Raw genomic sequence first — 24,480 nt, forward strand, 5'->3', positions numbered from 1 at the left:
CCGGGAAAAATCTTCCGGGAACGTGTTGACAAAGGCCGGGTGCCTCAGCAGAATATGCCGCCTTCTGGAGGGGTTCCCGAGTGGCCAAAGGGATCAGACTGTAAATCTGACGCGAAAGCTTCGGTGGTTCGAATCCACCCCCCTCCACCAGGATTCAAATGCTGTGCAGCCCGTACGCGGGAAGTTGGTGGAAAGTGCGCAGCAAGGAAAGGTAGCGGGTTCGGCGGGTATAGTTCAATGGTAGAACCTCAGCCTTCCAAGCTGATGATGCGGGTTCGATTCCCGCTACCCGCTCCAGGCACGCATCGGTTGCAGTTTTGCAGTCGGGTGCGGGGTCAAGAGTAAGGCTCATATAGCTCAGTCGGTAGAGCACTTCCTTGGTAAGGAAGAGGTCACCGGTTCAAGTCCGGTTATGAGCTCCATTTCGTCCCGCCGCGCACGGTTGGTCCCGTGCACGGCGGTAAAACAATGTGGCAGGGCGGTATCACTGCAAATCGGCCGGTAACTAGGAGACCGTTGCAATGGCAAAGGAAAAGTTCGAGCGTAGTAAGCCCCACGTCAACGTGGGCACCATTGGTCACGTTGACCATGGCAAGACGACGCTGACGGCGGCGCTGACCAAGGTGTGCTTTGACGCCTGGGGCAGTGGTTCCGCGGTGGCCTTTGACGGTATCGACAACGCCCCGGAAGAGCGCGAGCGTGGTATCACCATCGCGACCTCCCACGTGGAGTACGACTCTCCGAGCCGTCACTACGCGCACGTTGACTGCCCCGGTCACGCCGACTACGTGAAGAACATGATCACCGGTGCGGCGCAGATGGACGGCGCGATCCTGGTGTGTGGCGCGACTGACGGCCCGATGCCGCAGACCCGCGAGCACATCCTGCTGTCCCGCCAGGTGGGCGTACCCTACATCGTTGTGTTCCTGAACAAGGCCGACCTGCTGGCAGAAGACTGCGGCGGTGCGGACACCGAGGAATACGCCGAGATGAAGGAGCTGGTGGAAATGGAGCTGCGCGAGCTGCTCGACACCTACGACTTCCCGGGCGACGACACCCCGATCATCTGTGGTTCCGCGCTGATGGCGCTGAACGGTGAAGATGAGAACGAGCTGGGCGTATCCGCGGTCAAGAAGCTGGTAGAGACCCTGGACGAGTACATTCCGGAGCCGGAGCGTGCGATCGACCAGACCTTCCTGATGCCGGTTGAAGACGTGTTCTCCATCTCCGGTCGCGGCACCGTGGTCACCGGTCGTGTTGAGCGCGGCATCATCAAGGTGGGCGACGAGATCGAGATCGTGGGTATCCGCGACACCCAGAAGACCACCTGCACCGGTGTGGAAATGTTCCGCAAGCTGCTCGACGAAGGTCGTGCCGGTGAGAACGTTGGTATCCTGCTGCGCGGCACCAAGCGCGAGGAAGTGGAGCGTGGTCAGGTTCTGGCGAAGCCGGGCAGCGTGACGCCGCACACCAAGTTCGAGGCGGAAGTGTACGTGCTGTCCAAGGAAGAAGGTGGTCGTCACACCCCGTTCTTCAAGGGCTACCGTCCGCAGTTCTACTTCCGTACCACGGACGTGACCGGTGCCTGTGAGCTGCCGGAAGGCGTCGAGATGGTCATGCCGGGCGATAACATCCAGATGGTGGTGACGCTGATTGCGCCGATCGCCATGGAAGATGGTCTGCGCTTTGCGATCCGCGAAGGTGGCCGCACCGTCGGCGCCGGCGTGGTTGCCAAGATCATCGAGTAAGTGTGAAGTGAGCGGGGCTTTGCCGGCAGGCGGGCCCCGACAGGCGTGAGCCGAACGGCCACACAGGGCAGTTCGGCTTCGTTGTCTCAGAAAGTGTTACAGGCCAGTAGCTCAATTGGCAGAGCAGCGGTCTCCAAAACCGCAGGTTGGGGGTTCGAGTCCCTCCTGGCCTGCCATTAATGGCAGGGGGCCCCAGGGCCCGAAAGCAAGACAAACCGCAGCCGGGGTGCAGGAATGAGTGTTGATACGACCGGTGGAGGCCGCCTTGACACCCTGAAGTGGGTGATCGTGGCCGTGCTGGTTGCCGTGGGTGTTGTCGGCAACAGCTACTACGCCGATCAGTCCTTGCTGTATCGCGTGCTGGCGCTGGTGGGGCTGGCCTTTGTCGCCGGCTACATCGCGCTGCAGACGGCCAAGGGCGCAGCCTTCTGGTCGCTGGTGCGTGGCTCGCGCACGGAAATCCGCAAGGTGGTCTGGCCCACGCGCCAGGAAACCGTCCAGACCACGATGATCGTGGTGATATTCGTATTGCTGGTGGCACTGATGCTGTGGGGGCTGGATTCCCTGCTCGGCTGGCTGGTGTCGCTGGTGATTGGTTGAGCAGGATAAGGATTGGCCGATGGCTATGCGCTGGTACGTGGTTCACGCTTACTCGGGCTTCGAGAAAAAGGTCGCGACTGCCCTGAAAGAGCGCATTGAACTGCACAACATGCAGGATCGCTTCGGCGAGGTGCTGGTGCCTACCGAGGAAGTGGTGGAAATGCGCGGTGGCCAGAAGCGTCGCAGTGAGCGCAAGTTCTTCCCCGGTTACGTGCTGGTGCAGATGGAACTGGATGACGGGACCTGGCACCTGGTTAAGGAAACCCCGCGCGTGCTGGGTTTCATCGGCGGCAAGGCGGATGCGCCGGCGCCGATCACCGATGCCGAGGCGGCGGCCATTCTGCGTCGCGTCGAAGCGGGCACCGAAGCGCCCCGCCCGAAAACAGTTTTCGAGCCCGGCGAGATGGTTCGGGTCATCGACGGCCCCTTCAACGACTTCAATGGCGTTGTCGAGGAAGTCAATTACGAGAAGAGCCGCCTGAACGTCGCGGTTCTGATCTTTGGTCGGTCCACGCCGGTAGAGCTGGAATTCAGCCAGGTCGAGAAGGCCTGACCGACCTCCGTGGCCGGGGGTATCCCGGTCGACAGCAACCGACGACTGCGGTCGTCACAATGGGGAGCCTCGGCGCTCCGGCCCCGCGGGGTCGACATCGTCAGGCGCTTGTACCCGGGAGTTGAAACATGGCAAAGAAAGTCCAGGCTTATATCAAGCTGCAGGTGAAGGCCGGCCAGGCCAACCCCAGCCCGCCGGTCGGTCCGGCGCTGGGTCAGCACGGTGTGAACATCATGGAATTCTGCAAGGCGTTCAACGCCGAGACCCAGGGCATGGAGCCCGGTCTGCCGATTCCGGTGGTGATTACCGTTTACGCGGACCGTTCCTTCACCTTCATCAAGAAGACCCCGCCGGCCGCTGTGCTGCTGCGCAAGATCGCCAAGATCGACAAGGGTTCCGCTACGCCGAACACCCACAAGGTCGGCAAGGTGACCCGCGAGCAGCTGGAAGAGATCGCCAACATGAAGTGGCCTGATCTCACCGCCGCCGACATGGATGCGGCAGTTCGTACCATTGCAGGCAGCGCGCGTTCTGCCGGTCTCGATGTAGAGGGGGTCGTCTAATGGCCAAGTTGTCCAAGCGTCTTCGCGCGTATCGCGAAAAAGTCCAGCCCGGCAAAGCCTATCCGCTGGAAGAGGCGGTAGCCCTGCTCAAGGAGCTGGCGACTGCAAAGTTCAACGAGACGGTTGAAGTGGCGGTTAACCTGGGTGTCGATGCCCGGAAATCGGACCAGGCCGTACGCGGTGCCACGACCCTGCCCCACGGTACCGGCAGCTTTGTTCGCGTGGCCGTGTTTGCCCAGGGCGATGCCGCCGAGCAAGCCAAGGCGGCGGGTGCCGACCTGGTTGGCATGGAAGACCTGGCCGAACAGGTCAAGGGTGGCATGATGGACTTCGACGTGGTTGTGGCCTCTCCGGATGCCATGCGCGTGGTTGGCCAGCTGGGCCAGATCCTCGGCCCGCGCGGCCTGATGCCGAACCCCAAGACCGGCACGGTCACCCCCGATGTGGTCACCGCGGTGAAGAATGCCAAGGCGGGTCAGGTGCGTTACCGTACCGACAAGAATGGCATCATTCACGGTGGCATTGGCAAGATCGACTTCGAGGTGGACGCGATCCGCGGCAACCTGGAAGCCTTGCTGGCCGACCTGCGCAAGGCCAAGCCTTCCGCGGCGAAAGGTATTTACATGAAGAAGATCACCCTGTCCACCACCATGGGTCCGGGTGTGACGGTCGACCAGGCGTCGATCAACGTTTGATGTGCCGCCCCCTCGGGGGCTGCATGCAGTCGGCCCGCCAGGGAGGGTGGGTCGAGTTGCACTCAGGGGGTCGAGGCCTCCGGTGCAACACGCTTTGAGGTCTTTGGAGCAGGCTCAGGCCATGGCGGTATGCCGCCATTACCTGGTTGAGAGCACGCTGAGAACTGAAGGCCATCAAAGACCGTAGGTGAGCAGCCCCGCGGGGTTGCGCGTAAATGTCCTGGCGAGAGCGGGATGGCCTACGCAGATGGTGGATTCGTTCACCACGCAAGGAGGCAGTAAGCGGTTGTACCGCAAGCTGCCACACATGTTAATCCAGAGGTAATACCAGTGGCAATTGGACTCGAAGACAAGAAAGCGATCGTAGCTGAAGTTAACGAGACTGCCACCAGTGCCATGTCCCTGGTGATCGCCGATGCACGTGGCGTCACCGTGGGGAACATGACGGCTCTGCGCCAGAGTGCGCGTGACAATGCTGTGGTGCTCCGCGTCGTGCGGAACACCCTGGCCAAGCGCGCCCTGGCGGGAACGGAATTCGAGTGTGTCTGTGACTCGCTCGTAGGTCCCTCCCTGTTCGGATTCTCCATGGAGGATCCGGGCGCCGCGGCCCGACTGTTCAAGGATTTCGCCAAGGAGCAGAAAAACTTCGAGGTGAAGGCACTGGCGGTGAGCGGCCAGATGCTGGGTGCAGAACAACTGGATGTACTGGCGAAACTGCCGACGCGTGATCAAGCGCTCTCAATGTTGATGAGTGTGATGAAGGCGCCGGTGACCAAGCTGGTACAGACCATGAACGAAGTACCCGGAAAACTGGTTCGCACACTGGCAGCAGTACGCGATCAGAAAGAGGCGGCCTGAGGGCCTGCCGACGTACACTCAATTATCAACCAGGAGAAAGTGAATCATGGCTCTGTCCAAAGATGACATTCTGAATGCAATTGCTGAAATGAGCGTAATGGAAGTGGTTGAGCTCATCAGCGCCATGGAAGAAAAGTTCGGTGTAACCGCTGCTGCTGCAGTGGCTGCTGCTCCGGCTGCTGCTGGCGGCGACGCCGGTGGTGCTGCTGAAGAGCAGACCGAGTTTGACGTGATTCTGGCCGAAGCCGGCGAGAAGAAAGTCAACGTGATCAAGGCTGTTCGCGAAGTAACCGGCCTGGGCCTGAAGGAAGCCAAGGGTCTGGTCGACGGCGCTCCCTCCGCAGTTAAGGAAGGCGTTGCCAAGGCCGAAGCCGAAGAGCTCAAGGCCAAGCTCGAGGAAGCTGGCGCGAAAGTCGAGATCAAGTAAGCGCGTGCAGTTCGCTTGGCAGAATGCCAGGCACGGACAAGGCTGGTGGGCATTGTTGCCTGCCGGCCTTTTCCCGCTTGAAGAGTACTGGTTTTTATCGGGTCGGCAACCGCGGGTTGCGCGGCCTGTGACAGGGCTGGTTGGCTGCCGGTGAGGTGGCGGGAAATTGAAGAGGCTGGGGAGTACTGATGGCATACTCGTACACTGAGAAGAAACGCATTCGCAAGGACTTCGGCACGCTGTCGAACGTGATGGACGTCCCGTATCTGCTTGCGATCCAACTGGATTCATACAGGAAATTTACCCAGCAGGGCGTTCCCCTGGAAGAGCGCGGCGACTACGGTCTGCACGCCGCCTTCAAATCCGTGTTCCCGATCACCAGCTACAGCGGCAACGCTGCCCTGGAGTACGTCGATTACAAGCTGGGCACCCCCGTCTTTGACGTCAACGAGTGCCAGCTGCGCGGCGTCACCTATTCCTGCGCCCTGCGGGTCAAGGTGCGCCTGATCATCTACGACAAGGACTCGTCCAGCAAGACCATCAAGGACATCAAGGAGCAGGAAGTCTACATGGGGGAAATCCCCCTGATGACCGAGAACGGCACCTTCGTTGTCAACGGCACCGAGCGGGTAATCGTCTCCCAGCTGCATCGCTCGCCGGGTGTCTTCTTTGATCACGACAAGGGCAAGACCCACTCCTCCGGCAAGCTGCTCTACTCCGCGCGTATCATCCCCTACCGCGGTTCCTGGCTGGACTTCGAGTTCGATCCCAAGGACATGGTCTTCGTGCGCATCGACCGCCGCCGCAAGCTGCCGGCGACCATCCTGCTGCGCGCCCTCGGCTACGAGTCCGAGGAAGTCCTGGACATGTTCTACGACTTCAACACCTTCACCGTCGACAAGGACGGGAACTACAAGATGACGCTGATTCCCGCGCGTCTGCGTGGTGACGTCGCGTCGTTCGACATCAAGGTGGGCAAGAAGGTGGTGGTTGAGCAGGGCCGCCGGATTACCGCGCGTCACATCCGCGAGCTGGAAAAGGCCGAGGTCAGCGAGCTGGAGATTCCCCGCGAATACCTCTATGGCCGCGCCCTGGCGCGCAACCTGGTCGACGAAAAGACCGGGGAGCTGATCGCCGAGTGCAATAGCGAGATCACCGAGGAGCAGCTGGGCAAGCTGGAAGCGGCGGGCATCGATACCATCGAGACCCTCTACACCAACGAGCTCGACTGCGGCCCCTATATTTCCGAGACCCTGCGCCAGGACAGCACCCGCAGCGAGCTGGAAGCGCTGGTGGAAATCTACCGCATGATGCGCCCGGGCGAACCGCCGACCAAGGAGTCCGCGGAAAACCTGTTCCAGAACCTGTTCTTCTCGCCCGACCGCTACGACCTGTCGGCGGTGGGCCGGATGAAGTTCAACCGCCGCCTGGGTCGCGAGGAAGTGACCGGCAGCGGTGTGCTGGATCGCGAAGACATCGTCGATGTGCTGAAGACCCTGGTGGACATCCGCAACGGTCGCGGCATGGTCGACGATATCGATCACCTGGGCAACCGCCGGGTACGCAGTGTCGGCGAGATGGCCGAGAACCAGTTCCGCGTTGGCCTGGTGCGCGTGGAGCGTGCGGTCAAGGAGCGCCTGTCCATGGCCGAGTCCGAGGGCCTGATGCCCCAGGACCTGATCAATGCCAAGCCGGTATCGGCGGCGGTCAAGGAGTTCTTCGGTTCCAGCCAGCTGTCCCAGTTCATGGACCAGAACAACCCGCTGTCCGAGGTGACCCACAAGCGCCGTGTCTCCGCCCTCGGCCCGGGCGGTCTGACCCGCGAGCGCGCCGGCTTCGAGGTGCGCGACGTGCATCCGACCCACTACGGTCGGGTCTGCCCGATTGAAACGCCGGAAGGCCCGAACATCGGTCTGATCAACTCCCTGGCAACCTACGCCCGGACCAATGACTACGGCTTCCTGGAGAGCCCCTACCGCAAGGTGGTGGACGGCCAGGTCACCGATGACATCGAATTCCTCTCCGCCATCAACGAGGCGGAGTACGTGATCGCCCAGGCCTCCTCGACGGTGGACAAGGACAACCGCTTCGTCGACGACCTGATCACCGTGCGGCACATGAACGAATTCACCGTGATGCCGCCCGAGAAGGTGGACTTCATGGATGTGTCGCCGAAGCAGGTGGTCTCCGTGGCGGCGGCCCTGATTCCCTTCCTGGAGCACGATGACGCCAACCGGGCGCTGATGGGCTCGAACATGCAGCGTCAGGCGGTGCCGACCCTGAAGGCGGAGAAGCCGCTGGTGGGTACCGGCATGGAGCGCTATGTGGCCTCCGATTCCGGGGTCTGCGTGGTGGCGCGCCGGGACGGCTACATCGATTCCGTGGATGCCAGCCGCATCGTGGTGCGGGTGAATGATGCCGACGTGGGTCCCAACGAGGCCCCGGTGGACATCTACAACCTGACCAAGTACACCCGTTCCAACCAGAACACCTGCATCAACCAGCGTCCGATCGTCAAGCAGGGCGACGTGGTGGCCCGCGGTGACATCCTGGCGGACGGTCCCTCCGTGGACATGGGCGAACTGGCCCTGGGCCAGAATATCCGTATCGCCTTCATGCCCTGGAATGGCTACAACTTCGAGGACTCCATCCTCATCTCCGAGAATGTGGTCAAGGAAGATCGCTTCACCACGATTCACATTCAGGAGCTGACCTGTATCGCCCGGGACACCAAGCTGGGTTCCGAGGAGATCTCCGCGGACATCCCCAATGTCGGTGAGAGTGCCCTGGCCAAGCTGGACGAATCCGGGATTGTCTACATCGGCGCCGAAGTGGAAGCCGGCGACATCCTGGTGGGCAAGGTCACGCCGAAGGGCGAGACCCAGCTCACCCCGGAAGAAAAGCTGCTGCGGGCGATCTTTGGCGAGAAGGCCTCGGACGTCAAGGACACCTCCCTGCGGGTCCCCTCCAGCACCAAGGGTACCGTGGTTGACGTACAGGTCTTCACCCGCGACGGGCTGGAGAAGGACGCCCGCGCCCTGCAGATCGAGAAGCACCAGCTGGACGAGTTCCGCAAGGACCTGAAGGAAGAGTTCCGCATCTACGAAGAGGCGACCTTCTCCATGCTGGCGAACCAGCTCCGCGGCGCCAAGACCGTCAGTGGCGCGGGTCTGGCCAAGGGCACCGAGCTCACCGACGATGTGCTGGCGGGCCTGGATCGCGAGCAGTGGTTCAAGCTCAAGCTCTCCGACTCCGCGCTGAACGACAACCTGGCCAACGCCAAGCGTCAGCTGGAGGAGCAGAACAAGCTGCTGGAAGAGCGTTTCGAAGACAAGAAGCGCAAGCTCCAGAGCGGCGATGACCTGGCGCCGGGCGTGCTCAAGATCGTCAAGGTTTACCTGGCGATCAAGCGTCGCATCCAGCCGGGCGACAAGATGGCGGGTCGCCACGGTAACAAGGGTGTGATCTCGGTGATCATGCCGGTGGAGGACATGCCCTTCGACGCCAACGGCGAGCCGGTGGATATCGTCCTCAACCCGCTGGGCGTGCCCTCGCGGATGAACGTGGGGCAGATCCTGGAGACTCACCTGGGCATGGCCGCCAAGGGTCTCGGTGTGAAGATCGACGAGATGCTGCAGACGCAGCGCAAGGTGGCCGAGATTCGCGGCTTCCTGGAGAAGATCTACAACGAGAGCGCTGGGCGTGCCGAGGACCTGAAGTCCCTGAGCGACGAAGAAGTTCTCACCCTCGCCAACAACCTGCGCGCGGGTGTGCCCATGGCGACGCCGGTCTTCGACGGTGCCCAGGAGGATGCCATCAAGGGCCTGCTGAAGCTGGCGGACCTGCCCGAGAGCGGTCAGTTCACGCTCTTTGACGGTCGTACCGGCGAGGCCTTTGACCGCCCGGTTACCGTGGGCTACATGTACATGCTGAAGCTGAACCACCTGGTGGACGACAAGATGCACGCGCGTTCCACCGGTTCCTACAGCCTGGTTACCCAGCAGCCGCTGGGCGGCAAGGCGCAGTTCGGTGGTCAGCGTTTCGGAGAAATGGAGGTCTGGGCCCTGGAGGCCTACGGTGCCGCCTATACCCTGCAGGAGATGCTGACGGTGAAGTCGGACGACGTGGCCGGCCGCACCAAGATGTACAAGAACATCGTCGACGGCGATCACCGGATGGAACCGGGAATGCCCGAGTCCTTCAACGTGCTGGTCAAGGAAATTCGCTCGCTCGGTATCGATATCGAGCTGGAGAACGAATGACCGGCAGCACCGGACTCAATGGCAGCTGGCGCGGGCGCGCCGGCTGCCGACAGGATAACCTCGTGGAGGAAAGGCCTTGAAAGACTTACTGAATCTCCTCAAAGCTCAGGGACAGACCGAAGAGTTCGACGCCATTCGCATCGGTCTGGCGTCCCCGGAAATGATCCGGGCCTGGTCCTTTGGTGAAGTGAAAAAGCCGGAGACCATCAACTACCGGACCTTCAAACCGGAGCGGGACGGCCTGTTCTGCGCCAAGATCTTTGGCCCGGTGAAGGATTACGAGTGTCTGTGCGGCAAGTACAAGCGGCTCAAGCACCGCGGCGTGATCTGCGAAAAGTGCGGCGTGGAAGTCGCCCTGGCCAAGGTGCGTCGCGAACGCATGGGCCACATTGAACTGGCCAGCCCGGTCGCGCACATCTGGTTCCTGAAGTCGCTGCCGTCCCGCATCGGTCTGCTGCTGGACATGACCCTGCGCGATATCGAGCGCGTGCTCTACTTCGAGTCCTACGTGGTGACCGAACCCGGCCTGACCCCGCTGACTCCCGGCCAGCTCCTCACCGACGAGGAGTACTACGAGGCCATGGAGGAGCACGGTGACGAGTTCACTGCCAAGATGGGCGCGGAAGCGGTCCAGGACCTGATGAAGCAGCTGGAGCTGGATGCGGAAATTGCCCGCCTGCGCGAGGAAATCCCGCAGACCAACTCCGAGACCAAGATCAAGAAGCTGTCCAAGCGGCTGAAACTGATGGAAGCCTTCGCCGGCTCCGGCAACAAGCCCGAGTGGATGGTGCTCAACGCCCTGCCCGTGCTGCCGCCGGATCTGCGTCCGCTGGTGCCCCTGGATGGCGGCCGTTTCGCCACCTCGGACCTGAACGACCTGTACCGCCGGGTGATCAACCGCAACAACCGCCTGAAGCGTCTGCTCGACCTCAACGCGCCGGATATCATCGTGCGCAACGAGAAGCGCATGCTGCAGGAGGCGGTAGACGCCCTGCTGGACAACGGCCGTCGCGGCCGCGCCATCACCGGCTCCAACAAGCGCCCGCTGAAGTCCCTGGCCGACATGATCAAGGGCAAGCAGGGGCGTTTCCGCCAGAACCTGCTGGGCAAGCGGGTCGACTACTCCGGTCGTTCGGTGATCGTGGTGGGGCCGACCCTCAAGCTGCACCAGTGCGGCCTGCCCAAGAAGATGGCCCTGGAGCTGTTCAAGCCCTTCATCTTCGGCAAGCTGGAAGCGCGCGGCCTGGCCACCACCATCAAGGCGGCCAAGAAAATGGTCGAGCGCGAACCGCCGGAAGTCTGGGACATCCTCGCCGAGGTAATCCGCGAGCACCCGGTGCTGCTCAACCGTGCGCCCACCCTGCACCGTTTGGGTATCCAGGCCTTCGAGCCGGTCCTGATCGAGGGCAAGGCAATCCAGCTGCACCCGCTGGTGTGTGCCGCCTACAACGCCGACTTCGACGGTGACCAGATGGCGGTTCACGTGCCGCTGACCCTGGAAGCGCAGCTCGAAGCCCGGGCGCTGATGATGTCGACCAACAACATCCTCTCTCCGGCCAATGGCGAGCCGATCATCGTGCCGTCCCAGGACGTGGTACTGGGTCTCTACTACATGACCCGGGCACGGGTGAACGCCAAGGGCGAAGGCATGGCCTTCGCCAACGTGACCGAGGTGAGCCGCGCCTACCGCGGGGGCCACGTGCACCTGCAGGCACGGGTCAAGGTCCGTGTTCACGAAGTGGTCAACACCGACGAGGGCGAGCGCGAGGAGCGCACCTTCGTCGCCGATACCACCGTGGGGCGCGCCCTGCTGTGGGAAATCGTGCCGCTGGGCCTGGCCTACGACCTGGTCAACCGCGACATGAACAAGAAGTCCATCTCGCGCATCATCAACCAGTGCTACCGCGCGGTGGGCCTGAAGGCCACGGTGATCTTCGCCGACCAGTTGATGTACACCGGTTACGAGTACTCCACCCGCTCCGGTTCCTCCATCGGCGTAAACGACTTCGAGATCCCCGCCGCCAAGGCCGAGCTGATTGCCCGTGCCGAGGCCGAGGTGAAGGAAATCGAAGACCAGTACGCTGCGGGTCTGGTGACCCAGGGCGAGAAGTACAACAAGGTGATCGATATCTGGTCCCGGGCCAACGACCTGGTCTCCAAGGCGATGATGGAGGGCCTGTCCAAGGAGGCCGTCATCAACCGCGAAGGCGAGGAAGAAGAGCAGCCCTCCTTCAACTCGGTGTACATCTACGCCGATTCCGGTGCCCGGGGTTCACCCGCTCAGATCCGCCAGCTGGCGGGCATGCGCGGCCTGATGGCCAAGCCGGATGGCTCGATCATCGAGACGCCCATCGTGGCCAACTTCCGCGAGGGTCTGAACGTACTGCAGTACTTCATCTCGACCCACGGGGCCCGTAAGGGTCTGGCGGATACCGCGCTGAAGACCGCCAACTCCGGGTACCTGACCCGGCGTCTGGTGGACGTGGCCCAGGACCTGGTGGTCACGGAAGTCGATTGTGGCACCGACAGCGGCCTGCTGATGACCCCGGTTATCGATGGTGGCGATATCATTGAATCCCTGGGGGATCGCGTACTGGGCCGTATCGTGGCCAAGGACGTGATCAAGCCCGGCACCGATGACGAAATCGCCATCACCGCCGGCACCATGCTCGACGAGCTGTGGATCCGCCGCCTGGAGGAAATGGGTATTGACGAGGTGGAAGTGCGCTCGCCGATCACCTGTGAGACCCGCCACGGTATCTGTTCCACCTGCTACGGTCGCGACCTGGCCCGCGGTCACCGGGTGAACATGGGCGAGGCCATCGGTGTCGTTGCGGCCCAGTCCATCGGTGAGCCCGGCACCCAGCTGACCATGCGGACCTTCCACATCGGTGGTGCGGCGTCCCGGGCAACCGCCCAGGACAACATCCAGGTGATGAATGAAGGCTCCGTGCGTCTGCACAACCTGAAGACGGTGCAGCGCAAGGACGGCAATCTGGTTGCGGTATCGCGTTCCGGGGAACTGTCCATCCTGGACAAGATGGGTCGCGAGCGGGAGCGTTACAAGCTGCCCTATGGCGCCATCCTCAAGGTGGCGGACCACGATGCGGTGGAAGCTGGCGCTGTCGTTGCGAACTGGGACCCCCACACCCACCCGATCATCACCGAGATGGCGGGCACGGTGAAGTTCTCCAACATGGAGGAGGGCATCACTATCAAGCGCCAGACCGACGAACTGACCGGTCTGTCCAGCATTGAGGTGATGGATGTCGGCGAGCGGCCGGCAGCGGGCAAGGACGTGCGTCCGGCCGTGACCCTGGTCGACGACAAGGGCGAGGAAGTCATGCTGGCAGGCACCAATGTGCCGGCCCACTATTTCCTGCCGCCCAGCTCTCTGGTCAGCCTGGAGAACGGCGCCCAGGTGGAAGTCGGCGATGTGATCGCGCGGATTCCCCAGGAAGGTTCCAAGACCCGTGACATCACCGGTGGTCTGCCCCGGGTTGCGGATCTGTTCGAGGCGCGCAAGCCGAAGGAGCCCGCGATTCTTGCGGAAATCTCCGGTACCGTCAGCTTCGGCAAGGAAACCAAGGGCAAGCGCCGCCTGGTGATTACTCCGACCGACGGCAAGCCGCTGCCCGATGGTTCCGACCACTACGAAACCTTGATCCCCAAGTGGCGCAACCTGGGTGTGTTCGAGGGTGAATCGGTGGAGAAGGGCGAGGTGATCTCCGAGGGTCCCATGAGCCCCCACGATATCCTTCGCCTCAAGGGTGTCGAGTCCCTGGCCAAGTACATCGTCAACGAGATCCAGGAGGTCTACCGCCTCCAGGGTGTAAAGATCAACGACAAGCACATCGAGGTGATTGTTCGCCAGATGCTGCGCAAGGTCGTGATCACTTCGTCCGGCGATTCCAGCCTGATCAAGGGCGAGCAGGTGGAGTACGTGACGCTGCTGGAAGAGAACGAGCGCCTGTTGGCAGACGGTCTGATTCCGGCAACCGGCGACCGCGAGCTGCTGGGTATCACCAAGGCCTCCCTGGCAACCGAAAGCTTCATCTCGGCGGCCTCCTTCCAGGAGACCACCCGGGTGCTGACCGAAGCTGCGGTGACCGGCAAGCGCGACTTCCTGCGCGGCCTGAAGGAGAACGTGGTGGTGGGTCGTCTGATCCCCGCCGGTACTGGCCTGGCCTACCACGAGGAGCGCAAGCGCAAGCGTGGCAGCGAGGTCGAGATGAGCGTCTCCGCCGAAGAGATCGAAGCCGCACTGACCGAGGCCCTGCAGGGCAACGACTGAGGTCGGCGATAGCGAAGTCCCGCTCCCGCGGGCTTCGCGGCGATGACTCAGGGCCCATCCCTCCGGGATGGGCCCTTTTTTTGTCCTTGAAAAGTGCGGTTGGCACCGGGTCCCGTCAGCAGAGCCGGGCTATCGGGGGCTGGGATCTCTCGTGCGGGCAAAACGCGGAGAAAAAAAAACCGACCCGGAGGTCGGCTTTTTCAACGGCGGAGGTGGATCAGCCGGCTTTCTTGCGTGCCGCCACTTCAGCGATGACCTGCTCGGAGACGTTCTGCGGGCAGGGCAGGTAGTGGGAGAACTCCATGGAGAACTGCCCGCGACCTGAGGTCATGGTGCGCAGGTGGCCGATATAGCCAAACATCTCGGACAGCGGGACATCTGCCTTGATGCGCACGCCGGTCGGGCCAGGCTCCTGGTCCTTGATCATGCCGCGGCGACGGTTGAGGTCACCGATGACGTCACCCACGTGATCTTCCGGGGTAAACACGTCGACCTTCATGATCGGCTCGATCAGCTGCGGTGCGGCCTTGGGCATGGACTGGCGGAATGCGCCCTTGGCGGCCAGCTCGAAGGCAATGGCCGAGGAGTCTACCGCGTGGTAGGAGCCGTCGAACAGCTCGACTTCGACGTCAAGTACCGGGAAGCCGGCGATCGGGCCCTCTTCCATCATCACCTTGAAGCCCTTCTCGATGGCCGGGAAGAACTCTTTGGGTACGTTACCGCCCACCACCGAGGAGGAGAAGGCGAAGCCGGAGCCGGGCTCACCGGGCTTGATCCGGTAGTCGATACGACCGAACTGGCCGGAGCCACCGGACTGCTTCTTGTGGGTGTAGCTATCTTCAATCTGCTGGGTGATGGTCTCGCGGTAGGCCACCTGGGGCTTGCCCACCACCAGTTCGACACCGTAGGTGCGCTTGAGGATGTCGACCTTGATGTCCAGGTGCAGTTCGCCCATGCCCTTGAGGATGGTCTCACCGGAATCCTCGTCGGTCTCGACGCGGAAGGAGGGGTCCTCGGCAACCAGTTTGCCGATGGCGATACCCATTTTCTCGACGCTGGCCTTGTCCTTGGGTGCCACGGCGATGGAGATCACCGGGTCGGGGAAGACCATGGCCTCCAGGGTGCAGGGATTGTTCGGGTCGCACAGGGTGTGACCGGTCTGAACGTTTTTCAGACCGACGATAGCGATAATGTCACCCGCATGGGCGGCGCTCAGCTCAGTGCGCTGGTCGGCCTGCATCTCCACCATACGGCCCACACGCTCGGTCTTGCCGGTGAAGCTGTTAAGGATGGTGTCGCCCTTGTTCAGGCGACCCGAGTAGATGCGGATAAAGGTCAGGGCGCCGAAACGGTCGTCCATGATCTTGAAGGCCAGGGCGCGGAAGGGCTCGTCGACGTCAACGATGGCGTGCTTGCCGGTTTCGTTGCCTTCCTCGTCGGTCAGCGGCTGCGGGTCCACTTCGTTGGGGGCCGGCAGGTAGTCGACCACGGCGTCCAGCACCAGCTGCATGCCCTTGTTCTTGAACGCGGAGCCGCAGTAGGTGGGGAAGAAGGCGAGGTCGCGGGTGCCCTTGCGGATGCAGCGCTTGATGTCGTCCTCGGAGGGCTCTTCGCCTTCCATGTAGGCCATCAGCAGGTCGTCATCCATTTCCAGGGCGGTTTCGATCAGGTACTCGCGGTATTCGGCCACCTGGTCGACCATGTCCTCGGGCACCTCCTCGACGGAGTAGTTTTCCGGCTGGCCGGAATCGTCCCAAATGTAGGCTTTGTTCTCGAGCAGATTGACCACGCCCTTGAACTGGTCTTCGCGACCGATGGGCAGGGTCATGACCAGGGGTTTGGCACCCAGGACCCGCTTGACCTGATCAACCACGCGCAGGAAGTCGGCGCCGATGCGGTCCAGCTTGTTGACGAAGATGATCCGCGCCACTTCGGATTCGTTGGCGTAGCGCCAGTTGGTTTCGGACTGGGGCTCGACGCCGCCGGAACCGCAGAACACGCCGATACCGCCATCCAGAACCTTCAGGGAGCGGTACACCTCGACGGTGAAGTCAACGTGCCCGGGGGTGTCGATGACATTCAGGCGGTGGCCCTTCCAGGCACAGGTAACGGCCGCGGACTGAATGGTAATGCCGCGCTCCGCTTCCTGCTCCATGAAGTCGGTGGTGGATTCACCCTCGTGCACCTCGCCCAGCTTGTGGATCTTGCCGGTGAGCTTGAGGATGCGCTCGGTGGTCGTGGTTTTGCCGGCGTCTACGTGGGCGAAGATACCGATATTGCGATAGAGAGATAGGTCAGACATTGCACCTTCCAAGTGACTAAATTTTGGCCAAAAAAACAGGCCGCAAGAGTACAGGAAAAGCCGCCCTGTGGGGAGGGCCGAGGCAATCTATTTACGGTGTTTTTGCAGGGAAATGCCCGGATTGCGTCAGAGTGCGCAATTCTGTCGCTGCTGGGCGGCTTGCAGAGGGGGCTGAATGCGGCCCCCGGGCTCTCGCTGGGACCGATTCGCCGGGGCCCGGCCGGGCAGGCGTGCCGCGGCCCGCCCCCGGGCAATCCACCGGTGGCGCAGGCTTGACGAGGGTCTCGGCCGTCTATAGAATGCGCGCCTCCTCTTTCCCTGGGGTGGTTTCCTATGCCTTGCCGCAGGCGGCATGGCAGTCCCGGCCCCGTCCCCTGAAGCGTTCCCGGGATGGTGGTGAGGGCGGCGTTCTACCGCCGTGAAACGAAACGTTTTATTTGGAGTTCTAACTGAATGGCAACGATCAACCAATTGGTTCGTAAGCCTCGGAAGCGCAAAGTAGAGAAAAGCGACGTACCTGCCCTGCAGAGCTGCCCCCAGCGCCGCGGTGTGTGTACTCGCGTCTACACCACGACCCCGAAGAAGCCGAACTCCGCACTGCGTAAAGTCTGTCGTGTTCGCCTGACCAACGGTTACGAGGTTTCCTCGTACATCGGTGGTGAAGGCCACAACCTGCAGGAACACAGTGTGGTGCTGATTCGTGGCGGTCGTGTAAAGGATTTGCCCGGTGTGCGTTATCACACGGTACGCGGCAGTCTGGATACCTCCGGTGTGGCCAATCGCCGCAACGGTCGTTCCAAGTACGGTGCCAAGCGTCCCAAGTAAGCTGTTGGGCAGATTCGAAGGCGCATCCCGCTGACGAAAAAGTAAAGTAAGGCCGAACCCCTGCCTCCCCCGCCTTGTAGTGGCAGGTCGGTGTTCGGATTCACCTGAAGAGAGAAGGGCAACAACATGCCAAGAAGACGCGTAGTCGCCAAGCGCGAGATACTGCCGGATCCCAAATTCGGCAATGTGACGCTGGCAAAGTTCATGAACCATGTAATGATCAGCGGCAAGAAGTCCGTCGCCGAAACCATTGTTTACGGTGCGCTGGATATTGTTCGCGACAAGCTGAACAAGGATCCCATCGAAGCCTTTGACGAAGCGCTGGAAAACATCGCGCCGATGGTCGAGGTCAAATCCCGCCGTGTGGGTGGTGCCACCTATCAGGTGCCGGTGGAAGTGCGTCCGGCTCGCCGCGTCGCGCTGTCCATGCGCTGGCTGGTGGAGTACGCCCGCAACCGCGGCGAGAAATCGATGCGCCAGCGTCTGGCCGGCGAGATCATCGATGCATCCCAGGGCAAGGGTAACGCTGTCAGAAAGCGTGAAGATGTGCATCGCATGGCCGAGGCAAACAAGGCGTTCTCGCACTACCGGTTCTAATATCGTTACTGGCATTCCGGCCCTGGAGAGTTAGTCGTGGCACGCAAGACTCCTATCAAGCGATATCGCAATATCGGTATCTGCGCCCACGTGGATGCGGGCAAGACTACCACCACGGAGCGCGTACTCTTCTATACCGGGCGGTCACACCGCCTGGGTGAAGTGCACGAGGGTGCCGCCACCATGGACTGGATGGAGCAGGAGCAGGAGCGGGGGATCACCATTACCTCCGCGGCCACTACCTGCTTCTGGCGTGGCATGGGGCAGCAGTTCGACGAGCACCGCATCAATATCATCGACACCCCCGGGCACGTCGACTTCACCATTGAGGTGGAGCGCTCCCTGCGTGTTCTCGATGGGGCGGTGGTGGTGCTGTGCGGCTCCTCCGGGGTGCAGCCCCAGACCGAAACGGTCTGGCGCCAGGCCAACAAGTACGAAGTACCCCGCATGGTGTTCGTCAACAAGATGGACCGGGCCGGGGCCGATTTTCGGCGTGTGGTCAGCCAGCTCAAGACCCGGCTGGGGGCCAATCCGGTGCCCCTGCAGATGACGATTGGCGCGGAAGACGAGTTCAAGGGTGTGGTCGACCTGGTGGTGAACCGGGCGATTATCTGGAACGAGTCCGACCAGGGCATGACCTTCTCGCTGGAAGATATTCCCGCGGACCTAGTCGATGTCTGTGCCGAGCTGCGGGAGCAGCTGGTCGAAGCGGCCGCGGAAGCCAATGAAGAACTGATGAACAAGTATCTCGAGGGTGGCGAGCTTACCGTCGAGGAGATCAAGCAAGGCATCCGACAGCGGACCCTGGCCAATGAGATTGTGCCGGTGCTGGGCGGCTCTGCTTTCAAGAACAAGGGCGTTCAGGCAATGCTGGACGCGGTGATCGAGTACCTGCCGTCGCCCACGGAAGTGCATGCCATCGAGGGCACGCTGCTGGACAAGGCGGAGACGGTGGAGACCCGCGAGGCCGACGACGATGCGCCCTTCGCGGCGCTGGCCTTCAAGATCGCGACCGACCCCTTCGTGGGGACGCTGACCTTCTTCCGGGTGTACTCCGGGAAGCTGGAGAGCGGTACGGGTGTGCTCAACTCGGTCAAGCAAAAGAAAGAGCGGGTTGGTCGCATGGTGCAGATGCACGCGAACAGCCGGGAAGAAATCAAGGAAGTGCTGGCGGGGGATATTGCTGCGGCGGTGGGCCTCAAGGACACCACCACCGGCGATACCCTGTGTGATCCCGCGTCCCCCATCGTGCTCGAGCGCATGGAGTTCCCCGAGCCGGTGATTTCGGTGGCCGTGGAGCCCAGGTCCAAGGCCGACCAGGAAAAAATGGGCGTAGCGCTGAGCAAGCTGGCCCAGGAAGATCCTTCCTTCCGCGTCAAGACCGACGAGGAAACCGGTCAGACGATCATCTCGGGGATGGGTGAGCTGCACCTCGACATTATTGTCGATCGAATGCGCCGCGAGTTCAGCGTCGAGGCCAATATTGGCAAGCCCCAGGTGGCCTACCGCGAGCGGATTCGCAACAAGTGCGAAATCGAAGGCAAGTTTGTGCGCCAATCCGGCGGCCGCGGCCAGTACGGGCATGTGTGGATCCGTTTTGAGCCGGCCGAGGATGAAAACGCCGAAGGCCTGGAGTTCAAGAACGAAGTGGTTGGTGGTGCCGTACCCAAGGAGTATATTCCCGCGGTACAGAAGGGTATCGAGGAGCAGATGCAGAACGGCGTGCTTGCCGGCTATCCGCTGCTCGGCCTGAAGGCTACCCTGTACGACGGTTCCTTCCACGACGTGGACTCCAACGAGATGGCGTTCAAGATCGCCGCCAGCATGGCTACCAAAAAGCTGTCCGAGAAGGGCGGTGCGGTGTTGCTGGAGCCGATGATGAAAGTCGAGGTGGTGACCCCCGAAGAAAACATGGGGGACGTGGTCGGCGATCTCAACCGCCGCCGCGGCATGATTGCCGGGATGGACGAAAGTGTGTCCGGGAAGGTGATCAATGCGGAGGTTCCGCTCGCCGAGATGTTCGGTTATGCGACTGACCTGCGCTCGGCGACCCAGGGGCGTGCAACCTACACGATGGAGTTCAGTCAGTACGCCGAGGCGCCGAACAACATCGCCCAGGAAATCATGTCCAGGAATTCAGGCAAGTAATTTCAGTGATCCAATAGAGGTGACTTACAGTGGCAAAGGAAAAGTTTGAACGTAGTAAGCCCCACGTCAACGTGGGCACCATTGGTCACGTTGACCATGGCAAGACGACGCTGACGGCGGCGCTGACCAAGGTGTGCTTTGACGCCTGGGGCAGTGGTTCCGCGGTGGCCTTTGATGGTATCGACAACGCTCCGGAAGAGCGCGAGCGTGGTATCACCATCGCGACCTCCCACGTGGAGTACGACTCTCCGAGCCGTCACTACGCGCACGTTGACTGCCCCGGTCACGCCGACTACGTGAAGAACATGATCACCGGTGCGGCGCAGATGGACGGCGCGATCCTGGTGTGTGGCGCGACTGACGGCCCGATGCCGCAGACCCGCGAGCACATCCTGCTGTCCCGCCAGGTGGGCGTACCCTACATCGTGGTATTCCTGAACAAGGCCGACCTGCTGGCAGAAGACTGCGGCGGTGCGGACACCGAGGAATACGCCGAGATGAAGGAGCTGGTGGAAATGGAGCTGCGCGAGCTGCTCGACACCTACGACTTCCCGGGCGACGACACCCCGATCATCTGCGGTTCCGCGCTGATGGCGCTGAACGGTGAAGATGAGAACGAGCTGGGCGTATCCGCGGTCAAGAAGCTGGTAGAGACCCTGGACGAGTACATTCCGGAGCCGGAGCGTGCGATCGACCAGACCTTCCTGATGCCGGTGGAAGACGTGTTCTCCATCTCCGGTCGCGGCACCGTGGTTACCGGTCGTGTCGAGCGCGGCATCATCAAGGTGGGCGACGAGATCGAGATCGTGGGTATCCGCGACACCCAGAAGACTACCTGCACCGGCGTGGAAATGTTCCGCAAACTGCTGGACGAAGGTCGTGCTGGCGAGAACGTTGGTATCCTGCTGCGCGGCACCAAGCGCGAGGAAGTGGAGCGTGGTCAGGTCCTGGCGAAGCCGGGCAGCGTAACCCCGCACACCAAGTTCGAGGCGGAAGTTTACGTGCTGTCCAAGGAAGAAGGTGGTCGTCACACCCCGTTCTTCAAGGGCTACCGTCCGCAGTTCTACTTCCGTACCACGGACGTGACCGGTGCCTGTGAGCTGCCGGAAGGCGTCGAGATGGTCATGCCGGGCGACAACATCCAGATGGTGGTGACGCTGATTGCACCGATCGCCATGGAAGATGGTCTGCGCTTCGCGATCCGCGAAGGTGGCCGCACCGTCGGCGCCGGCGTGGTTGCCAAGATCATCGACTGATTGCGATGACCCCGGTTGGGTGTGGCGCTAGCTAGCCGCGCCCGCCACTCCAGAGAAAGCCCGGCCCACGCCGGGCTTTTTCGTTGTGGGCTCGTGACTGGCCTCAGTAACCCTGGGCGGCGGTGTTGCGTTCGGAGATCTGCCCGTTCAGGGTCAGGAAATCGTAGAGAATGCCCAGCCCGAACAGCCCCAGGGTGACCAGGTAGATCAGCCCGGTGAAGATCTTGCCCATGTAAAAGCGGTGCACACCGAACACCCCGAGGAAGGTCAGCAGGATCCAGCAGAGGTTGTAGTCGGTAGGACCGGCCACGTAGCGACGGTCGGCATCGCGGTCCATGGACGGAATCAGGAACAGGTCAATGATCCAGCCGATGAAAAACAGGCCCAGGGTGAAGAACCAGATGGTTCCGGTGATCTGGCGTCCGTAGTAGAAGCGGTGGGCCCCGATGAAGCCGAAGATCCAAAGCAGGTAGCCCATGAGGACGGAGTGGGTGTCGTTATTGCGGTTCACGGTCGATTCTCCCCGGCAAACAAGGGCGATAGTCTCCCGCGAGGCCCCTGCGGTCAAGCGTGCCTCGCCGGTGCGGTCATGATCTGGATCATGGCCAGATCGCCTGTGAAAGCGTAGCCTAGGCACACTGATACCGGCCCAGGAGGTTGAGCAACATGTCTGTCGAGCATCATGATCTGGTTCACGAGTTTCCCGAATTCCGTGAGCGCATTCACCAGTTGAAGGTGGAAGATGCACACTTTCGCAAGCTGTTCGAGGAGTACCACGAGCTGACGCGTGAGATTGAAAACATGGAGAATGAGGTGGAGCCGACGGCCACCCAGACCGAGGAGCAGGCAAAGCTGCGGCGCCTGCATCTCAAGGACGCGCTCTACTGTCTGTTGAGTGCTGGTTGAGCGAGCGGAGGGCCCATGAATATTGAGCGACTGAGGCGGCAGCTGACGGAGCGCCTGTCGGAACTTGAGGGTCGGCTGGCGAGCGTCCGCCAGGATCTGCGCAAGTCCCACTCGGCGGATTCTGCCGAGCAGGCCCAGGAGCGGGAGAACGAAGAGGTGGAAAGCGCCATTGGCGTCGAGGCCGAGCAGTCCATTCGCGAGATTCGGCTGGCCCTCGAGCGGCTTGAATCCGGGAGTTATGGCGAATGCGAGCGCTGCGGGGAGCCGATTCCCGAGGCCCGTCTCCTGGCGCGCCCGGAAACCACCCGCTGCGTGGCCTGTGCCGAATAAAATTTTCCAGACGGCTGCTTGACACCTGCCGGGGCGGCCACTAGAATTCGCGTTCCTTTTTCGGGGGGCTCCCAGCGGGCCCCTGGTTGTTTATTGATTGGAGTCAGGTCAAGTGCAGAACCAGCGTATTCGCATTCGCCTCAAGGCCTTCGATCATCGCCTGATAGATACGTCTACACAGGAGATTGTCGAGACCGCACGCCGCACCGGCGCGCAGGTACGGGGCCCGATCCCGCTTCCGACCCGGAAGGAAAAGTACACCGTGCTGATTTCCCCGCACGTAAACAAGGATGCACGTGACCAGTACGAAATTCGTACCCACAAGCGTCTGTTGGACATCGTGGAGCCCACCGAAAAGACGGTGGACGCCCTGATGAAGTTGGACCTGGCAGCAGGTGTAGAAGTACAGATCAGTCTTGGTTGACGACAACTCGTAGCAAGACCTGCTTGGGGCAGGAGTCCCGAGTGTGTAACGCCCGATGACCCAGGTCATAGGGCGGCCATAGAGGGTAAGCCCCGTACACGGAGAGGTTAGCAAAATGACTATTGGCTTAGTCGGCCGTAAGTCCGGTATGACTCGTGTCTTTACCGAAGACGGCGTATCCATTCCAGTAACCGTAGTGGAGATTGCTCCAAACCGCGTTACTCAGATCAAAGAGCTCGAGAGCGATGGCTATCGGGCGATCCAGGTCACGGCAGGCAGCCGCAAGGCCTCGAAAGTGAGTAAATCAGAAGCTGGACATTTCGCCAAGGCGGGTGTCGAGGCCGGTAACGGTTTGTGGGAGTTCCGTCTGGAGGGTGCCGAAGAGGCCCCGGCCATCGGTACCGAGCTGACCGTTGAGCGCTTCGAGGCCGGCCAGAAGGTCGATGTTGCGGGTCAGTCTCGCGGCAAGGGCTTCCAGGGCGTGATCAAGCGCTGGAACTTCTCCACCCAGGATGCCACCCACGGCAACTCGCTGTCTCACCGTGCGCCGGGTTCTATCGGTCAGTGTCAGACCCCGGGTCGCGTGTTCAAGGGCAAGAAAATGGCGGGCCACATGGGTGCCGCCAAGGTGACTACCCAGGGTCTGGAGATTGTACGCGTTGATGTGGAGCGCAATCTGCTCCTGATCAAGGGCGCTGTCCCCGGTGCGCCGGGCGGTGACGTGGTCGTGCGTCCGGCGGTCAAGGCTTAAGGCAGGGGGTTGCTAACGTGGAATTGAATGTAGTCAAGCCGGGTAACGCGCAGGCGGGTACGGTTTCGGTCTCCGAAACCACCTTCGGTCGCGAGTTCAACGAGGACCTGGTTCATCAGGTGGTCACGGCCTACCTGGCCGGCGCTCGTCAGGGTACCCGTGCCCAGAAGACCCGCTCCGACGTGAGTGGCGGTGGCAAGAAGCCCTGGCGCCAGAAGGGCAGTGGTCGGGCCCGTGCGGGCACCATCCGTTCGCCCCTGTGGCGCAGTGGTGGTGTGACCTTTGCGGCCCGTCCCCAGGATCACGGTCAGAAGGTCAATCGGAAGATGTACCGTGCGGCCATCCGTTCGATCATGTCCGAGCTGGCGCGCCAGGATCGCCTTCTGGTGGTAGAGGGTGTCGACGTTGAGGCGCCGAAGACCAAGTTGCTGGCGAAGCAGCTGGGTGAGTACGGTCTGGAGAGCGTGCTGATTGTGACCTCCGAGGTGGGTGAGAACCTCTACCTGGCAGCGCGCAACCTGCACAAGGTCGACGTGCGCGATGTCGAGGGTATTGATCCGGTCAGCCTGATCGCCCACGACAAGGTCATGGTGACCGTCGATGCGGTGAAGAAGTTTGAGGAGATGCTGGCATGAACCAGGAGCGCATTTTCCAGGTGCTGGTAGCGCCGCACGTATCCGAAAAGGCTGCGCTGCTGGCTGATACCCGTAACCAGTACGTCTTCAAGGTGGCGCCGAATGCCACCAAGCTGGAGATCAAGAAGTCCGTCGAGCAGCTGTTCAAGGTCAAGGTGGAAGCCGTGCAGACCTTGAAAGTCAAGGGCAAGACCAAGCGCAATCGCTTTGGTCTGACCTCCAAGCCGACCTGGAAAAAGGCCTATGTGCGCCTGGCCCAGGGTCAGGACATCGACTTTGCGGCGGCTGAGTAAGGAGTAGGATCAA

The 24,480-nt window shown here is 61.7% G+C and carries 21 protein-coding genes and 4 tRNA genes; 23 read left to right on the top strand and 2 right to left on the bottom strand.

Features of this window, described 5'->3' with window-relative positions; translation table 11 throughout:
* Positions 1–66 precede the first annotated feature (66 nt).
* From ACYVGS_RS10145 to rpoC, 13 genes are all read left to right on the top strand, one after another.
* A tRNA-Tyr gene (locus ACYVGS_RS10145) sits at positions 67–150 on the top strand.
* A 73-nt stretch (positions 151–223) separates the two neighbouring features.
* Positions 224–297, top strand: a tRNA-Gly gene (locus tag ACYVGS_RS10150).
* Positions 298–346: 49 nt separating this feature from the next.
* Positions 347–422 (top strand) — tRNA-Thr (locus ACYVGS_RS10155).
* A gap of 99 nt (positions 423–521) precedes the next feature.
* The gene (gene tuf, locus ACYVGS_RS10160) at positions 522–1,748 is read left to right on the top strand and encodes an elongation factor Tu (RefSeq protein ID WP_460588571.1); all 1,227 of its coding nucleotides are present in this window, start codon (positions 522–524) and stop codon (positions 1,746–1,748) included.
* A gap of 100 nt (positions 1,749–1,848) precedes the next feature.
* A tRNA-Trp gene (locus ACYVGS_RS10165) sits at positions 1,849–1,924 on the top strand.
* Between the two features lie 58 nt (positions 1,925–1,982).
* Complete coding sequence (secE, locus tag ACYVGS_RS10170) at positions 1,983–2,348, top strand: preprotein translocase subunit SecE (protein ID WP_460588572.1); 366 nt, start codon at positions 1,983–1,985, stop codon at positions 2,346–2,348.
* Positions 2,349–2,367: 19 nt separating this feature from the next.
* Positions 2,368–2,901 (top strand): transcription termination/antitermination protein NusG, encoded by a 534-nt coding sequence (gene nusG, locus ACYVGS_RS10175; protein WP_460588573.1) that lies wholly within the window; start codon positions 2,368–2,370, stop codon positions 2,899–2,901.
* A 128-nt stretch (positions 2,902–3,029) separates the two neighbouring features.
* Complete coding sequence (rplK, locus tag ACYVGS_RS10180) at positions 3,030–3,464, top strand: 50S ribosomal protein L11 (RefSeq protein ID WP_460588574.1); 435 nt, start codon at positions 3,030–3,032, stop codon at positions 3,462–3,464.
* Positions 3,464–4,159: a 50S ribosomal protein L1 gene (rplA, locus tag ACYVGS_RS10185; protein WP_460588575.1), complete on the top strand. Its 696-nt coding sequence runs from the start codon at positions 3,464–3,466 to the stop codon at positions 4,157–4,159. Before rplK ends, rplA begins: the two co-directional genes overlap by 1 nt.
* A 330-nt stretch (positions 4,160–4,489) precedes the next feature.
* A complete protein-coding gene (gene rplJ / locus ACYVGS_RS10190; protein WP_460588576.1) occupies positions 4,490–5,017 on the top strand; it encodes a 50S ribosomal protein L10 in 528 nt (175 codons plus the stop codon).
* Positions 5,018–5,063: 46 nt separating this feature from the next.
* Complete coding sequence (gene rplL, locus ACYVGS_RS10195; protein WP_460588577.1) at positions 5,064–5,444, top strand: ribosomal protein bL12; 381 nt, start codon at positions 5,064–5,066, stop codon at positions 5,442–5,444.
* 188 nt (positions 5,445–5,632) lie between these two features.
* Positions 5,633–9,706, top strand: coding sequence for a DNA-directed RNA polymerase subunit beta (gene rpoB / locus ACYVGS_RS10200; protein ID WP_460588578.1), 4,074 nt, complete (start codon positions 5,633–5,635; stop codon positions 9,704–9,706).
* A 76-nt stretch (positions 9,707–9,782) separates the two neighbouring features.
* Positions 9,783–14,000, top strand: coding sequence for a DNA-directed RNA polymerase subunit beta' (rpoC, locus tag ACYVGS_RS10205; protein WP_460588579.1), 4,218 nt, complete (start codon positions 9,783–9,785; stop codon positions 13,998–14,000).
* A gap of 217 nt (positions 14,001–14,217) precedes the next feature.
* On the opposite strand, the gene fusA (ACYVGS_RS10210) is transcribed toward rpoC, so the two are convergent.
* A complete protein-coding gene (gene fusA / locus ACYVGS_RS10210; protein WP_460588580.1) occupies positions 14,218–16,302 on the bottom strand; it encodes an elongation factor G in 2,085 nt (694 codons plus the stop codon).
* Positions 16,303–16,755: 453 nt separating this feature from the next.
* Between fusA (ACYVGS_RS10210) and rpsL the strand changes: the two genes are divergently transcribed.
* From rpsL to tuf (ACYVGS_RS10230), 4 genes are all read left to right on the top strand, one after another.
* Entirely contained in the window at positions 16,756–17,127 is a 372-nt protein-coding gene (rpsL, locus tag ACYVGS_RS10215; RefSeq protein WP_460588581.1) for a 30S ribosomal protein S12, read from the top strand.
* A gap of 126 nt (positions 17,128–17,253) precedes the next feature.
* Positions 17,254–17,724, top strand: a complete 471-nt coding sequence (rpsG, locus tag ACYVGS_RS10220) for a small ribosomal subunit protein uS7 (protein WP_460588582.1) — start codon at positions 17,254–17,256, stop codon at positions 17,722–17,724.
* Positions 17,725–17,760: 36 nt separating this feature from the next.
* Entirely contained in the window at positions 17,761–19,872 is a 2,112-nt protein-coding gene (fusA, locus tag ACYVGS_RS10225; protein ID WP_460588583.1) for an elongation factor G, read from the top strand.
* Positions 19,873–19,901: 29 nt separating this feature from the next.
* Positions 19,902–21,128 (top strand): elongation factor Tu, encoded by a 1,227-nt coding sequence (gene tuf / locus ACYVGS_RS10230; protein ID WP_460588584.1) that lies wholly within the window; start codon positions 19,902–19,904, stop codon positions 21,126–21,128.
* 103 nt (positions 21,129–21,231) lie between these two features.
* Here tuf (ACYVGS_RS10230) and ACYVGS_RS10235 read toward each other — a convergent pair whose 3' ends face one another.
* Complete coding sequence (locus tag ACYVGS_RS10235) at positions 21,232–21,606, bottom strand: NINE protein (protein WP_460588661.1); 375 nt, start codon at positions 21,604–21,606, stop codon at positions 21,232–21,234.
* A 188-nt stretch (positions 21,607–21,794) separates the two neighbouring features.
* On the opposite strand from ACYVGS_RS10235, the gene ACYVGS_RS10240 reads away from it, so the two are divergent.
* From ACYVGS_RS10240 to rplW, 6 genes are all read left to right on the top strand, one after another.
* On the top strand, positions 21,795–22,034 hold the full coding sequence (locus ACYVGS_RS10240) for a YdcH family protein (protein WP_460588585.1): 240 nt from the start codon (positions 21,795–21,797) through the stop codon (positions 22,032–22,034).
* A gap of 15 nt (positions 22,035–22,049) precedes the next feature.
* Complete coding sequence (locus ACYVGS_RS10245; RefSeq protein ID WP_460588586.1) at positions 22,050–22,364, top strand: TraR/DksA family transcriptional regulator; 315 nt, start codon at positions 22,050–22,052, stop codon at positions 22,362–22,364.
* Positions 22,365–22,476: 112 nt separating this feature from the next.
* Positions 22,477–22,788 (top strand): 30S ribosomal protein S10, encoded by a 312-nt coding sequence (rpsJ, locus tag ACYVGS_RS10250; RefSeq protein ID WP_116366776.1) that lies wholly within the window; start codon positions 22,477–22,479, stop codon positions 22,786–22,788.
* 115 nt (positions 22,789–22,903) lie between these two features.
* On the top strand, positions 22,904–23,539 hold the full coding sequence (rplC, locus tag ACYVGS_RS10255; protein ID WP_460588587.1) for a large ribosomal subunit protein uL3: 636 nt from the start codon (positions 22,904–22,906) through the stop codon (positions 23,537–23,539).
* 17 nt (positions 23,540–23,556) lie between these two features.
* Positions 23,557–24,174: a 50S ribosomal protein L4 gene (rplD, locus tag ACYVGS_RS10260; protein ID WP_460588588.1), complete on the top strand. Its 618-nt coding sequence runs from the start codon at positions 23,557–23,559 to the stop codon at positions 24,172–24,174.
* A complete protein-coding gene (rplW, locus tag ACYVGS_RS10265; RefSeq protein ID WP_460588589.1) occupies positions 24,171–24,467 on the top strand; it encodes a 50S ribosomal protein L23 in 297 nt (98 codons plus the stop codon). Before rplD ends, rplW begins: the two co-directional genes overlap by 4 nt.
* Positions 24,468–24,480: the final 13 nt, after the last annotated feature.

Source organism: Haliea atlantica (genome assembly GCF_054779855.1).

Coding starts and splice junctions, on each gene's coding strand:
- tuf (WP_460588571.1), top strand. CDS start 522: ATGGCAAAGGAAAAGTTCGAGCGTAGTAAGCCCCACGTCAACGTGGGC.
- secE (WP_460588572.1), top strand. CDS start 1,983: ATGAGTGTTGATACGACCGGTGGAGGCCGCCTTGACACCCTGAAGTGG.
- nusG (WP_460588573.1), top strand. CDS start 2,368: ATGGCTATGCGCTGGTACGTGGTTCACGCTTACTCGGGCTTCGAGAAA.
- rplK (WP_460588574.1), top strand. CDS start 3,030: ATGGCAAAGAAAGTCCAGGCTTATATCAAGCTGCAGGTGAAGGCCGGC.
- rplA (WP_460588575.1), top strand. CDS start 3,464: ATGGCCAAGTTGTCCAAGCGTCTTCGCGCGTATCGCGAAAAAGTCCAG.
- rplL (WP_460588577.1), top strand. CDS start 5,064: ATGGCTCTGTCCAAAGATGACATTCTGAATGCAATTGCTGAAATGAGC.
- rpoB (WP_460588578.1), top strand. CDS start 5,633: ATGGCATACTCGTACACTGAGAAGAAACGCATTCGCAAGGACTTCGGC.
- fusA (WP_460588580.1), bottom strand. CDS start 16,302: ATGTCTGACCTATCTCTCTATCGCAATATCGGTATCTTCGCCCACGTA.
- rpsL (WP_460588581.1), top strand. CDS start 16,756: ATGGCAACGATCAACCAATTGGTTCGTAAGCCTCGGAAGCGCAAAGTA.
- rpsG (WP_460588582.1), top strand. CDS start 17,254: ATGCCAAGAAGACGCGTAGTCGCCAAGCGCGAGATACTGCCGGATCCC.
- ACYVGS_RS10235 (WP_460588661.1), bottom strand. CDS start 21,606: ATGGGCTACCTGCTTTGGATCTTCGGCTTCATCGGGGCCCACCGCTTC.
- ACYVGS_RS10240 (WP_460588585.1), top strand. CDS start 21,795: ATGTCTGTCGAGCATCATGATCTGGTTCACGAGTTTCCCGAATTCCGT.
- ACYVGS_RS10245 (WP_460588586.1), top strand. CDS start 22,050: ATGAATATTGAGCGACTGAGGCGGCAGCTGACGGAGCGCCTGTCGGAA.
- rplC (WP_460588587.1), top strand. CDS start 22,904: ATGACTATTGGCTTAGTCGGCCGTAAGTCCGGTATGACTCGTGTCTTT.
- rplW (WP_460588589.1), top strand. CDS start 24,171: ATGAACCAGGAGCGCATTTTCCAGGTGCTGGTAGCGCCGCACGTATCC.